We start from the raw sequence: 12,509 nt of genomic DNA on the forward strand, positions 1-12,509 counted from the left end.
AACTTCTGGTGGTGGGGAGTTGCAGCTCCTCACCACCAGGTCTTTTCCGACCTGGGAGTGGTCTCTCGGGCGGTGTGAGTCTGCGGGCCTCTAGTCAAATTTGGTGCTGTAACTGTGGTGGTGGTAAGTCCAGCGGTTGGTGCGTGTGGTCACTGTTCTTGGCCGAGGCTCCGAATGCGGTGGCTATCAGGGGTGTGGGCTGTATAGCTGCAGGGTCCGGCGTTGTGTCGGGAGTGGATGGTGTAGTCGCTGGGGTCGGCGCGGTATGGGGCTGTGCCTCGGTAGTGATGTCGCCGTTCTCGGTGTGGTCGATGTTGACGTCTTCGGTGTCCGTGGCTTCGGTGTCGGTGGGTGGGGACATGCCGGGTTGGTTGTCGGTGCTGTCAGTGCTGAGTGGGGGTGTGTCGGGTTGGTTATCGGTGGCGTCGATGACGGCTGCGGTGGATTCGCCGATTGCGCTGATCACGGAGGAGGTGGCCTCTCCGGTTGCGGTGATGATCTCATCGAGGTTGTCGACGAGTCCGCCGACAGAAGTGATGAGATCGGGGATGGTTCCGGTGATCTGGCTGATCGCGGTCACCATGTTGGTGATGTCGCTCGGTGTCCACTCGCCGGGTGCGCTGGTATCCGGGTATCCGGGTACATCGGGTGGTGGAGCGGAGGGCTCTGCTGTGGTTGGGCTGCCCGGAGTGGGGGAGGCCGGGGTGTCGGCCTCGGTGTAGAGGGGATCGGTCGGCTCGGGTGCCGAGGTAGGTGTGTCGGTCAGCGTTGAGCTGGGTTGTGTGTCCGAGGGGTATGTGTCTTCGGGGGTGGCCGGAGGTTCCGGGAGGGTCTGATCGAGGTCTCGGCCTGCTATCGGTGCCGCCTGTGTTTCCGGTTCGGTGGATGCCGTAGAGGTGCTGCCAGCACTCAAGTATTGGGGTGTATGGCTGGTGTAGGCGAGATCGAAGGTGGGTGAAGGGTGCCCGCCTGGGGAGATGTAGCCGGAATCCAGGTCATCGAGGGTGTTGATCAGGTGGTTGTACGCGTCGACGACAGTGGTGTGGGTGTCGGTGCACAGTGTGGTGAATGCGGCGACTTTGCTGTCGATCTCCGGGATGAAGACCTGGTCGAGCCAGTCCCGGCAGACGCTGTGTGGATCGGTGTTTCCGGAGCTGTGCTCGGGCAGTATGGTGCGAAGCTGGTTCCGGGCCGATTCTGTGGTGGCGCCGGTGGGTTCGTTGGCACAGTCGATGATCCAGTCGATCTGTTGTGGTGTTCTGCCTGCGGCGGTGTCGGCGGAAAACTCTGTTTTGCTGCGTTCGGCCTTGTGGCGCAGTGCGTCTTCGAGCCGGTCGGCTGTGGTCGCGGCGGTGGTGTGGATGGACCACAATGTGTCGAGGCCGGTGCTGACGCGGGTTTCGACGCCGGCGAGGAACTGCTGGGCGTGGGCGGCGGCGGGGGAGCCGTTCCATGATGTCGCCAGTTCCCGTACTCGGGCGACTTGCACGCCGGCTTCGTCGTTGATGCGGCTGTCGAGCTCATCGCGTAGCGCGGCGGCGAAAGCTCGGATGGTTTCGATGTCCATACCGTGTTGCTGCTCGTACAACTCCGCCAGGCTGTGATAGTCCGCGCCTGCGGGGACCTTTCCGGTCCATTCCCGGTAGCGCGGCAAGAACACCTCGAAGTATCGCAGTGCTTCGGCGCTCGGGCCGAGGATGGCTTCGGCGCCACCGTCGGCGGCCTCCCTCATTCGAATGCCCCGGTCACTGCGCCGAGATTGCTTGCTGCGGATTGATCGACATCGCGGTAGCTGTTCGCGCTCGCTTCGAGTGCCTCACCACAGTCATGTACACAGTTGGCCCAGGTGAACAGGTACCGGCGGACCTCTTCGAGGCCCCGGCCGAGGCGATCACCCTGGGCTCGGTAATCCCGGCCCGCACCCATCGGGTCGAACTCACGGACGCAGCCTGCGACCCGGACCGCGGCATCGTTGACCGTCATCGCCGAGCCCCTCAGATCACGGGCAAGCCCCTGTACTGCGGGGACATCCATCAACACGGTAGTTCTCTCCTCGAAGCCGTGCCGAACCCGCTTCGCTCACCGGGCCACCACCATCGGATGGGCCGGGTATCTTCGGGGTCGGTCCGAGTTCTGTTCCATCACAAGATAGGACGCACCTCTACCGTGATCGGTTCCATCGATCTTCAAAAATTTTGGTGCCCGGCGAAACCTCAGCACCATCCGCGGAACCAGCCGAGCCCGAACCCGCATCGGCTCCCACCGCTACCGGGTGCCGGCGGCTCCGATCCTGCGAAGTGAACCCGGTTAGCGCGGCAGGCTCGACCGCGATAATGCCGGTATCACCCGAGAATCAGGACAGCTATCCACCTGCGACAGTCACAGCAGAACACACAAGGGTGATCGGTTGCAGTCGGACCGGACTCGGCCGGCATCGCGTCGATGAATCTTCGGTAGATACTCCGGTCGTTGGACTTCGAAGCAGACAGCGCAACCAGCACACCGGGCCGATGTGCTGGTTACACCATTGGATGTAGGCGTCGAGCGCGGCGACTCCGTATCCGAGGGCGCCACGCTGTCGACTGAATCAGGCCACGATCCGCCGCGACGGGGATGATCCCGGCCGGGCGGATTCCCGGGTGCCGGTTCGTGGTGGCTCAGGCCGGGGTCAGGGTGACCGGAACCCCGTTGAACACGGCATTGCCGGAAGGGGTGTCGATCACCGAATCGTCGGTGAGCGCATTGGCGTTGACGCCGGCGTTGGCGCGGGCGACGGTTTGTGTGCTGTCGGTGTGGCCCCAGCCGTGCGGCAGGCTCACCACGCCGGGCATGATGGTTTCGGTCGGCTCCAGCGTTACTGTCAGCGTTCCGGCGGCGGACTTCACCACAGCTCGGTCGCCGAGGCCGAGGCGGGTTATATCGGTCGGATTGATCTGCAGGGTGCAGCGATTGGATCCGCCTACCAGCGGTGCGATGTTGTGCATCCAGCTGTTGTTGGAGCGCAGGTGCCGCCGTCCGATCAATACCAGCTCCGGTGCTGTGGCGGTGAGTCGTTCCCGCAGCCGTGCCACATCGTCGAGCAGTGGCTGAGGTGCCAAGTCCACGAGTCCGCTCGCTGTCCGCAGTACGCCAGGCAGGCTCGGTCGCAGCGGTCCTAGGTCGATGCCGTGCGGGTTGTCCAGCAGGGTGCGCAGCGAGAGGTTGCCGCCATTCCATTCGCCGTACGGGCCGAGGCGCAGCATCAGGTCGATGCGCTGCTCGATGCTGTCGGCGCCGATGAGCTCGTCACGCCGGTCGGCCAGTCCCGCTTTCTGTAGCAGCCCCGCGATGACGAGTTGGTCCGCGGCGGTCAGCGGGTCGATCCCGTCGGAGCCGTCGTGCGGTCTGCCGGTCGCTGCCGCGGCGAGCCGGATCAGGACGGCGGGTTCCGACGGGCGCTCGCCCAGCGGCACCAGTGGCCGCGAATAGCGGGCATAGTTGCGCACGGCGAACCGTAGGAGCGCGGCATCGTAGTGCGGCGATTGGGTAGCTCGCGGTGGCGGCAGGATCACATCGGCGTGCCTGGTGGTTTCGTTCACGTACCGGTCCACGCTCACCATGAATTCCAGTTGGGCGAATGCGTCGTCCAAGCGCGCACCGTTCGGTGCGGACAGCACCGGGTTCCCCGCGACCGTCACCATGGCCCGGATCTGGCCCTCGCCCGGTGTGCAGATCTCGTCGGCCAGCGTCGCGACGGGAAGTTCTCCCATGGCCTCGGGCAGTTCGCGGACCCGACTGTGCCAGCGGCCGGTGCGGAACGGCCTGCTCCGCGAGATACCGCCTGCGGCAGGGGTGGCGAACATCGCTCCGCCGGGGGAATCGAGGTTACCGGTCAACGTATTGATCGCATCCACGAGCCACTGGGTGATCGTGCCGAATTCGGCTGTGCAGGTGCCGATTCTGGCGTACACCGCGGCGGTCGGTGCCGTGGCGAGTTCCCTGGCCAGTCGTATTGTGGTCGCCGCGGGGACACCGGTACGAGAAGCTACGGTTTCTGGGTCGAATACTGCTGCTGCCGAGCGTAATTCATCCAACCCGGTGACATCGATACGGAGATCGGTCAGTTGCTCGGCGAATAGGGTGTGCACTATGCCGAACAGCAGATACGCGTCGCTGCCAGGGCGGATGAACAGATGCTCGTCGGCCAGTTTCGCGGTGCGCGTTACCCGTGGATCGATGACGACGAAGCGACCGCCCCTGTTTCGCAGCTGCTTCAGCCTGCCGGGGAAATCCGGTGCGGTACACAGCGAGCCATTGGATTCCAGGGGATTGGCCCCGAGCATCAGCAGATAGTCGGTACGGTCCAGATCGGGTACCGGCACGGTCAACGGGTCGCCGAACATCAGTCCGCTGGACACCTGCTTGGGCATCTGGTCGGCGGTGCTGGCCGAGTAGATGTTCTTGGTGCCGAGCGCGCGCAACAACATCGGCACATACAGTGTGCCCGCTACGGTGTGCGCGTTCGGATTACCCAGATAAACCCCGGCAGCTTGGTTTCCGTATTCGGCAACGATGGCGGGGAACCGCTCGGCGATGTAGTCGAAGGCTCCGTCCCATGAGGTGGCGTGCCAGGTATCGGTCGCGCGGTCGCGGATCAGTGGTTCGGTCACCCGATCCGGGTCTTCGTCGAGCTTGCCGAAGCTGGCCCCCTTGGGGCACAGGAAGCCCTTGCTGAAGGGATCGTTCCGGTCACCACGCACCGAGGTGACGTGATTATCGGCGTCCACAGTGAGTTCGAGCCCGCAGACCGCCTCGCAGAGCGGGCAGGTGCGTAGCAGGATGCGCGATGGTGTGTTCGGGGCCATACCCCATCTTGGCGTCCAGGGCGGCAACTGAAAAGAGTACGCGTGATATTACGCGTACTCTTTGTCCGACCTGGGCCGACTGGTATCCCGCGGTGTGGCGACCGGGTCCGCCGTGCCGCGTCTGGAAACCGGTTTTCCGCAGGCCGGAGGGTGTGCGCCTGTGCTGAGTGGCAGGTCGGCGCAACTCAGGGGCGTGACCTTCAGCAGGCGATGGTCAGCTTCGCCCGGCCTGTCGTCGTGGCGCGTACTGCCGCGGCGATCGCGACGACAGGCGGTACCCAGCGAGCTTCGTCCGGGGCGATGCCCCAGCAGGCGGATCCGGCCGACAACTGGGTCGGTGGCAGTGGAATGCCCATGCCGTCGGTGTACACGGTGGCGCCGGCGTCGCGCAGTGCTTGAAGCGCCATCGCCGCCTTGCGGACACCGGTGACCAGATGAATCTCCCGGCGCTGTACGCCAGGGATCTCGATCACGGGGCCGGACAGGTCGTTCGCGCGCAAGAAGCGGCGCACGTCGTCGGCGAGCTCACCGGCGACCTCGATGCCGGACACGGTGTCGTCGGTGATCAGGCTGAGACCGTTGGCCGTTTCGGCGACCGTCCATCCGCGCTGGGTGTAGACCTGCGCAGCGGCGGTCTTCTCAGCCGCCGAGACGGAAGTCGGAAACGTGGTGCGCACTGTTCTCTCCATTCCCCGGTAGATCTCTGGGTCCTGCGTTCATGGGCCGTATCGCCGCGAGTGGCCGGGAGCGTTACGTGATCTACGAAACAATTCGCCAAGTGTCGTCTATGTCTCATTTTCGATGCCGCTCTAGCGCGCCTGGCATGCGTCCGGCGACAGTTCGCAGTCGTTGCCACTCAGCTGCTTTCGGCTACGGATCCGAACACACCCCTGTTGCGGTACGGAGACTGTGCGACTGATGTGGCTGATGTGACTGATGTTTCCTGAGTGAAGAACTCCCAGTTGCGTGCGTTTCCGGCTGGTTCGGATCGTCGCGGGCGGGGAAGATCTCCGAAGGAGCGGTCGGACCCGGAGGCGGCAGCGCAGTGTGGCCACGGAGGGTTCCGCTCGTGCGAGAAAGGGATACAGCAGGAGCGGTCGGACCCGGAGGCGGCAGCGCAGCGTGGCCACGGAGGGTTCCGCTCGTGCGAGAAAGGGATACAGCATGAGGGATGAATCCAACGGCCTCGGTGCGCTTACCGACCATGAGTCCGTTAACACTGAGGATTACGAGGCCGAATCGCGGTGGATCACGTGGAAAGAATCTGCGGCCAAACGGTTTTCCCGTTCCGGAACCGAGGGCTCGGTGCTCTCCGACGAGGAGAAAGTAGCTGAGCCGTTTCGGAGTCCACAGGCCTTTCTGCAGTGGAGTGCGGCGGCCGCGAGCGCTCTGCTGGATGTCCAGTTCCGTCGTCCGGCTACGCGCACCCTGCTGCCGCTGGCCTATCTGCTCGGCCTCGGGTTCGCCTGCACACTGCCGATCGTGCTGACCATCGTGCTGTGGCGAGTTTCGGTGGTACTCGGTGTGTTCGCTGCGTTACTGGGGGTGCCGCTCGGTTTGACCGTCGCTGCCGCGGTGCGCCTGGCACTCGAATTCCTGGTGAACGCATCTCGTTTGGCGACAAGGGTGGCGCACATCAGTGAACTGGCCGACGGCTTGTCTCAGGCGCTGTCCGATGTGGCGGAGCCGGTCAACCAGCTCTCCGAAGATGTTCGGGCGGTGCAGTTCTGGCGTTTCCGCAAGCGTGGACCACGAAGGTAGATAGTGGAGAAGAGGCGCGAGGATATAGTTTGACGCAAATATGCCACCGGCTGATATGAGACAACCATAGTTGCCGGTGTCGATCTCGCTGTGAACAATGCTGTTCGGATACCCGGATAGCAATACAGATATCCGGAAAGGATTGACCGCACCGCTGACTGGGCGCAATGTGCCAGGCTGGGTGCGGCAAGGTAGGGGGAAGCATGGCTTTACCGCAGGGAACGACCGGATCGACGATGCCGCGGCGGCAATTGGGCCGCAGGTTACGCGATCTGCGTAACCGCGCTGGTATGACCACCCGGGTGGCCGCGCGGCGGCTGGAGTGGTCGGAGGCGAAGATCTGGCGGATCGAGACAGGGCAGACTTCGCTGCGTGGCCTCGATGTCGAGGCGATGTGCAAGATCTACGGCGCACCGTCTGAACTGCTCGAACCGCTCACAGCATTGGCTCGCGACACCAAGGCAAGGGGATGGTGGACCGCTTACAGTGACGCGATCCCGGAAGGCTTGGAAGTTTATATCGGGCTGGAGGAAGCGGCGAGCAGACTGTTCGTTTATGCGAATGAACTCGTACCAGGCCTGTTGCGGACCGAGGGTTATCTTCGCGCGGTGCTCGCGGCGGCGCATCCGGAGCTATCCGCCGATGCGGTGGACCGCAGGGTGCAATTGAGCCAGGCGAGGCAGGCGCAGCTCACCCGCGCCGATACGTCACTGCGCGTGGACGCGTTGATCAGCGAGGCAGTGTTGCACAGGCGCATCGGTACTACGGCGGTGGTTGCCGAACAACTCGATCAGTTGCGGCGTATGTGCGAGCTGCCGAACGTTCGGATTCGACTGGTGCCGATGGATTGTGGCTATCACGATGGGATGAGCTCGGGCCAGTTCGTGCTGTTGGAGTTCCCCGAGGTGGATTCCGGCAATCCGCCCGAGCCGTCGGTGGTGTGTGTGGAGGCCCTTACCGGGCCCCTTTACGTCGACAAAGAGCCCGAGGTCGCACGTTTCCACGCGGCCCTCGCGAGTATCGAAGCGGTGGCTGTCGACGCGCGCGCCGGTATCGAGAGCGCGCTCGGAGTGCTCTGACACTGTGGTCAGGTCGGTTGTGGGGGCAGGTTGCTTCACCACTACTCGGACCTCCGCTAAGCGATAAGCTGCCCCTCGTATTTCCGGTACCTGTGTGCCGGTGCGGTTTCCGTACGCCGCGCAGGCACACAGGTCGAGGGGCGAAAGGCCGATAGTGATGTCAGGGGGCGCTATGCGAGTGACAGCCAGTAGATATGTCAACCGCCAGGTTGTGCGCGCCCGAGGTCGAACCGGGTGGTTGCCACGGTTGGCTGTGAGTGTGGTCCTGGCGATACTGCTGCCGTTCGGGGTGTCGGTTGCCGGGGCCGGATACGCGGGAGCCGCATTCGACCCGGATGGTTTCGACTTCTGGGTCGACTCCGGTATGGGGCCGATCAAGTCGCGCGTCTTCCGAGCCGCTGACGGAAATACCCAGCGTGTCGTGTACGCGCTGGACGGAATGCGGGCCAGGGAAGATCTCAACGGATGGGAGATCGACACCGAGGTCGCCAGGGAACTGACGAAGTGGAATATCAACGTCGTCATGCCGGTCGGTGGACGTTCCAGTTTCTATACGGACTGGGAGGCGCCGAGCACATTCTTGGGGGTGCCCGCTGGGTCCGGATCGGGTTCCGGTTCGGCGTCCGGCTCCGGCGGCCTGCAGGTCTTCGCCGACGGACCTGGTAAGAGCTATACCTACACATGGGAGACTTTCCTCACACAGAACTTGCCTGCGGCATTACGGGATCGATTGGGATTCAGCCCGATACGTAATGGCGTCTTCGGGTTGTCCATGAGCGGAAGCTCAGCGTTGGCATTGGCCGCTTATCACCCTGGGCAGTTCAGTTTCGCGGGTTCCTTCTCCGGTGCCTTGAATCTGTCGGCTCCCACTGTGCGTGAGGCGGTTCGCCTCGCCATGCTGGACGCAGGCGGATACAACGTGGACGCGATGGCGCCACCGTGGAGCCCGAAGTGGTTGCGTTTGGACCCCTTCGTCTTCGCGCCCCAGCTGGTGGCCAATAAGACCAGGCTGTGGATCGCGGCAGGCAGCGGTCTGCCGACACCGGGAGACCCGGTGAGCTTCGATACCGGCACTGCGATGGGCATCGAAGCGATCGTGCTGGCGCAGACCCGCGCATTCCAGGCACGGATGCTGCGTCTCGGCGCGGACAATGTCGTGTACTCGTTCCCACCCGGTGGGGTGCACAACTGGCGTAATTGGGAAAACGAGGTATATCGGATGCTCCCGGAGCTCTCGGCGAATATCGGATAGCCGTTCGGTGAATCGTTCGGCCGGATAGGCAGGTGTGGCGGCGCCCGGTGGATCTGGCTGCCGTGGCTGGGCCCGGGCTCGGCGGGACAGTGTGATCTGGACACGATAAAGTCACAGCACAACCGCAGAACGTGCACAGACGGATACCGGCCACCGAGACTCGATCTTGCTAAGGCATTGGCGATCGAATACTGTCCAGCCAGCGCATTGTCGACAGTGGCGTGCTCCTGTTCGTATCGGAAGTCGGGTCCGGTGCGACGGTGAGCGCACTGGCACAACACCAACAGCGCGATAGAGCGAGCAGCAGAAAGAGAGCATTATTCATGCGTTTCGGCAGGGCGGCTGCGCCTAAAGGAACGGAACCGGTGCGACGAAACAGCCTGCGGGGCTGGCGCACCCGGGTTCTAGCTCTGGGCGCCGCGGCATTCGCGTTACCGATCGCTGCCACTGCGGCGTACCCGGCTGTCACGCTCGCGGCTCCGATACACGGCCCGGTCCTTCGCGCGCCCGCGGGTGGCTACGAGGAGCTGATGGTTCCTTCGGCCATGGGGCCGGTGAAGGTCCAGGTTCAGTGGGCGAAAAATGGTGGTACATCGGCGATCTACCTGCTCGACGGTCTCCGCGCGCGCGACGATCGCAACGCGTGGTCGTTCGAGACCAACGCGATGCAGATGTTCGCCGATGACGACGTCACATTGGTGATGCCGGTCGGTGGTCAGTCCAGCTGGTACGCCGACTGGGTCAGGGCGAGTAACACCAATGGCCAGAAATACACCTATAAGTGGGAAACGTTCCTGACCAGCGAGCTCCCGAGCTTCCTGGAGGGTTACGGCGTTTCGCGGACGAACAACGCGGCTGTCGGGCTGTCGATGAGCGCTCCGGCCGCGCTGCGCCTTGCCGCGCTGCACCGCGATCAGTTCAAGCACGCTTCGGCTTTCTCCGGTCCGCTGAACTGGGGTGCGCCCGGTATGCGCGAGGCCATCCGCGTCATGATGATGGACGCGGGTCGTTTCAATGTCGACGCGATGGCGGCGCCGTGGAGTTCGGAGTGGCTGCGGATGGATCCGTATGTATTCGCTCCCGAACTGCGTGGCGTTCCGCTCTACATCTCGGCCGCGAGCGGCCTGCCCGGCGAGTACGACAATCCGAATTCCGCGGTGGGCGTGTTCAATACGGCCAATGCCATGGGGATCGAGGCTATCTCGCTGGTGACCACTCGCTCCTTCCAGGCCCGCCTCAAGAAGCTCGGTATCCCCGCGGTCTACGACTTCCCGGCCAGGGGTACGCACAGCTGGAAGTACTGGGAAGAGCAGCTGGGTAAGGCTCGGCCGCATATCCTGAGTGCTCTGCACGGCTGAGATTCCTGAACTGAAGCCGGCCACCCGAGTGGGTGGCCGGCTTTTCAGTTATGTGCCTGCTATTCGGCTATCGCCGCCCGTAACGCGGCTACCGTATGATCCGCGATCGAATTCGCGTGTTGCCGTGAGATGAGCTGGGTCACGAAGGCGCTATACGCTGCCGCAGCAGGGGATGTCGTCGCATAACCGACTGTGCCGCGCCGGCCAGATGTGCCCGGTCCATCGAACCGTGTACCCGAACCCATGCGACGACATCGAGTGGTGAGATCTCGTGGATCAGGGCGAATCCCCGCTCATATGAGCTCAGGGTGCGCGTGGCCGCAGTGGTGGCTCTGTGGTCGGTAGGCAGCTGGGTCCGCGCCCTCGGTATCGCGGGCCGATCCGGTACGAGCGGCGCGTTGCGCCGGGGACAAACACGGGGCGTCGACGACAGCGCACCGCGCCTGCCAGTCCTTCGGTATGTGGATAGGACCGGGCTGGCCAGAACATCTATCGGGACGCGTTGCTCACGCAGTCGTGTGACTCCATTGGGGACCGAGTCCGGTAAGCCGAGTCGCCATCCGGTGCGCCGGATGCTTTCCCGATTGGTGTGGAGGTAGGACCGCTCGAATACGGCGTGGGTGGCTGGTCGAAGGAATTCCTTGGGGGATCGGACGATCCACGATATGGGGTGAGGGGAATTGCCGGGAGTGTTCGATCGGATAAGGCAGGCAGCCGGTCAGTGGCTGACCGGAGCGTTCCACGATCCAGAGCGCACGCAAGGATGTCAGCGGTCCGGTCACGACGATATCGGCGTCTTCGCACGCTCGAATCAAGGCATCATCTATATCGGCGCCGGATTGTACCTCCAGGCGGGTGAGTTCCTGGCTGAACTCGATAGTGCTACCACGCATCAAATGCTTTTGAGGAGCGTTGGATCTCAAAAGCTTTCGAATATCCACCGAAATTTCCGCAGGTGTGAAGCCGAGCTGCTGGACGGCTTCCGGATCAGAGGTGTTCTCGGCGAAAACCACATCGTGACCCCTCGTACGCAATTCGTCGGCGATAATGAGCAACGGTTGAGGTCGTCGTGGGATCCGTAGGTGAGCATCGCGACCTTCATGGTCGGAAACCGTAGCGCACTGTGGTGAAAACAGCCTTGATGCAGGTCTTTTCGGAAGATTATGTGATTACCGGCACATTCGCGCAGGTCGATCCGCCGTTCGGGCGCGACCGCTGTCTGCGGGTAACCCGAACGGCGGCCATTTCCCGTTATCGGCTCCGATCCAGTGATGCGGTGGATCGGAGCCGGTGGCCTACTCGTCCCGGCGTTGTTCCAGCAGAAAATTGATGAACATCCGGTCCAGTGCTGGACCATTGGGGGCGATACCGCCACTGCCGAGCACATGGGGCCCGCCTTGTACTTCGGCATAAGAAATCAGCGGTGTATTTGTTTCCCTGCCATAGGTTTCCAGGATGGTCGGATATGGATCGGTCGCGCTGGCCGCGATCGAGACGACATCGCTTGGTTGCCGGGTAGACAGTCCGCCGACACCGAGCCACTGCCCCAGCATCAGTCTGCCGATGGCAGGTGGCAGTACGGTATCCGCGGTGCCCTGGACTACGAAAGCAGGCATCGCACGGCGGTGCCGGCCCATACTCAGGATTGTGAGCCTGCCGGTCGGGTCGGCTGGATAGGGTATGCCCTCGTATCCGAGCCATCCGCCAGTGCCGGCAAGGCATCGCGGGGCGTGTCGTGGCGATATCCTGGCCACGAGGCCGGGTTTCCTGTCCACATGATGGGGCAGGTTGGCGTCCGGTGAGCATAGGCTGGTCGATTGCCTGAGGTCTCCGTCCGGCTGGACTGGATAACTGATTCCAGCGCGCCGCGGCCGGATCGCGGCCTACGTGGGTGCCTGGTGTTGCTCGGCGACGCTATGGTCGCAGCCGATGGTAATTCCTGCACCGCAGTGCAGTAATTTACTGCACCACAGTTGGGCGGTTGACCTGGGGCTTATGTCACGGCGCGGTGAAAGTAGAAAATACGATCACATCATCCCCATTAAATTCGAGCAAACCAATGCCGGGTGATCATCGTCACAATTATTATTTTCCTCCGATGTGGTCTGCAGCATTTGACAGTACGAGGTGGTGCTGATTCACTGAAGAATGACGTGAGAGGGTGTAGTCGGGACATCCTCCATGAAGTTCGCGGAGGTGCCCATGGGGCTGGCAT

General features: G+C 63.2%; 11 protein-coding genes. 5 read left to right on the forward strand and 6 right to left on the reverse strand.

Features of this window, described 5'->3' with window-relative positions:
- Positions 1-94: 94 nt before the first annotated feature.
- The 4 genes from ACL02S_RS17290 to ACL02S_RS17305 form a co-directional block, all read right to left on the reverse strand.
- Positions 95-1,732 carry a superantigen-like protein SSL4 gene (locus tag ACL02S_RS17290; protein WP_412803463.1) on the reverse strand — a complete coding sequence of 546 codons (1,638 nt, stop codon included), beginning with the start codon at positions 1,730-1,732 and terminating at the stop codon, positions 95-97.
- On the reverse strand, positions 1,729-2,040 hold the full coding sequence (locus ACL02S_RS17295; protein WP_412803464.1) for a hypothetical protein: 312 nt from the start codon (positions 2,038-2,040) through the stop codon (positions 1,729-1,731). The genes ACL02S_RS17290 and ACL02S_RS17295 overlap by 4 nt, the downstream gene beginning before the upstream one ends.
- A gap of 617 nt (positions 2,041-2,657) precedes the next feature.
- The gene (locus tag ACL02S_RS17300) at positions 2,658-4,844 is read right to left on the reverse strand and encodes a molybdopterin-dependent oxidoreductase (RefSeq protein WP_412803465.1); all 2,187 of its coding nucleotides are present in this window, start codon (positions 4,842-4,844) and stop codon (positions 2,658-2,660) included.
- Between the two features lie 200 nt (positions 4,845-5,044).
- On the reverse strand, positions 5,045-5,521 hold the full coding sequence (locus ACL02S_RS17305) for a hypothetical protein (RefSeq protein WP_412803466.1): 477 nt from the start codon (positions 5,519-5,521) through the stop codon (positions 5,045-5,047).
- A gap of 487 nt (positions 5,522-6,008) precedes the next feature.
- Here ACL02S_RS17305 and ACL02S_RS17310 point away from each other — a divergent pair, with 487 nt between their 5' ends.
- The 4 genes from ACL02S_RS17310 to ACL02S_RS17325 all read left to right on the forward strand — a co-directional run bounded on the left by ACL02S_RS17310 (position 6,009) and on the right by ACL02S_RS17325 (position 10,294).
- Positions 6,009-6,605: a DUF4282 domain-containing protein gene (locus ACL02S_RS17310; protein ID WP_412803467.1), complete on the forward strand. Its 597-nt coding sequence runs from the start codon at positions 6,009-6,011 to the stop codon at positions 6,603-6,605.
- A gap of 203 nt (positions 6,606-6,808) precedes the next feature.
- Positions 6,809-7,684, forward strand: coding sequence for a helix-turn-helix domain-containing protein (locus tag ACL02S_RS17315; protein ID WP_412803468.1), 876 nt, complete (start codon positions 6,809-6,811; stop codon positions 7,682-7,684).
- A 172-nt stretch (positions 7,685-7,856) separates the two neighbouring features.
- A complete protein-coding gene (locus ACL02S_RS17320) occupies positions 7,857-8,936 on the forward strand; it encodes an alpha/beta hydrolase (protein ID WP_412803469.1) in 1,080 nt (359 codons plus the stop codon).
- Positions 8,937-9,259: 323 nt separating this feature from the next.
- Positions 9,260-10,294 (forward strand): alpha/beta hydrolase, encoded by a 1,035-nt coding sequence (locus ACL02S_RS17325; RefSeq protein ID WP_412803470.1) that lies wholly within the window; start codon positions 9,260-9,262, stop codon positions 10,292-10,294.
- A 506-nt stretch (positions 10,295-10,800) separates the two neighbouring features.
- Here ACL02S_RS17325 and ACL02S_RS17330 read toward each other — a convergent pair.
- Positions 10,801-11,307 carry a hypothetical protein gene (locus tag ACL02S_RS17330; protein WP_412803471.1) on the reverse strand — a complete coding sequence of 169 codons (507 nt, stop codon included), beginning with the start codon at positions 11,305-11,307 and terminating at the stop codon, positions 10,801-10,803.
- 282 nt (positions 11,308-11,589) lie between these two features.
- On the reverse strand, positions 11,590-11,931 hold the full coding sequence (locus tag ACL02S_RS17335; protein WP_412803472.1) for an alpha/beta hydrolase family protein: 342 nt from the start codon (positions 11,929-11,931) through the stop codon (positions 11,590-11,592).
- A gap of 180 nt (positions 11,932-12,111) precedes the next feature.
- Between ACL02S_RS17335 and ACL02S_RS17340 the strand changes: the two genes are divergently transcribed.
- Positions 12,112-12,252: a hypothetical protein gene (locus ACL02S_RS17340; protein WP_412803473.1), complete on the forward strand. Its 141-nt coding sequence runs from the start codon at positions 12,112-12,114 to the stop codon at positions 12,250-12,252.
- Positions 12,253-12,509 lie beyond the last annotated feature (257 nt).

Source organism: Nocardia spongicola, from assembly GCF_047200775.1.
Taxonomy (GTDB): domain Bacteria; phylum Actinomycetota; class Actinomycetes; order Mycobacteriales; family Mycobacteriaceae; genus Nocardia.

Excerpts from the sequence above, each read along its gene's own strand:
- ACL02S_RS17310 (WP_412803467.1), top strand. The coding sequence starts at position 6,009 with ATGAGGGATGAATCCAACGGCCTCGGTGCGCTTACCGACCATGAGTCC.
- ACL02S_RS17325 (WP_412803470.1), top strand. The coding sequence starts at position 9,260 with ATGCGTTTCGGCAGGGCGGCTGCGCCTAAAGGAACGGAACCGGTGCGA.
- ACL02S_RS17290 (WP_412803463.1), bottom strand. The coding sequence starts at position 1,732 with ATGAGGGAGGCCGCCGACGGTGGCGCCGAAGCCATCCTCGGCCCGAGC.
- ACL02S_RS17335 (WP_412803472.1), bottom strand. The coding sequence starts at position 11,931 with ATGGGCCGGCACCGCCGTGCGATGCCTGCTTTCGTAGTCCAGGGCACC.
- ACL02S_RS17320 (WP_412803469.1), top strand. The coding sequence starts at position 7,857 with ATGCGAGTGACAGCCAGTAGATATGTCAACCGCCAGGTTGTGCGCGCC.
- ACL02S_RS17300 (WP_412803465.1), bottom strand. The coding sequence starts at position 4,844 with ATGGCCCCGAACACACCATCGCGCATCCTGCTACGCACCTGCCCGCTC.
- ACL02S_RS17315 (WP_412803468.1), top strand. The coding sequence starts at position 6,809 with ATGGCTTTACCGCAGGGAACGACCGGATCGACGATGCCGCGGCGGCAA.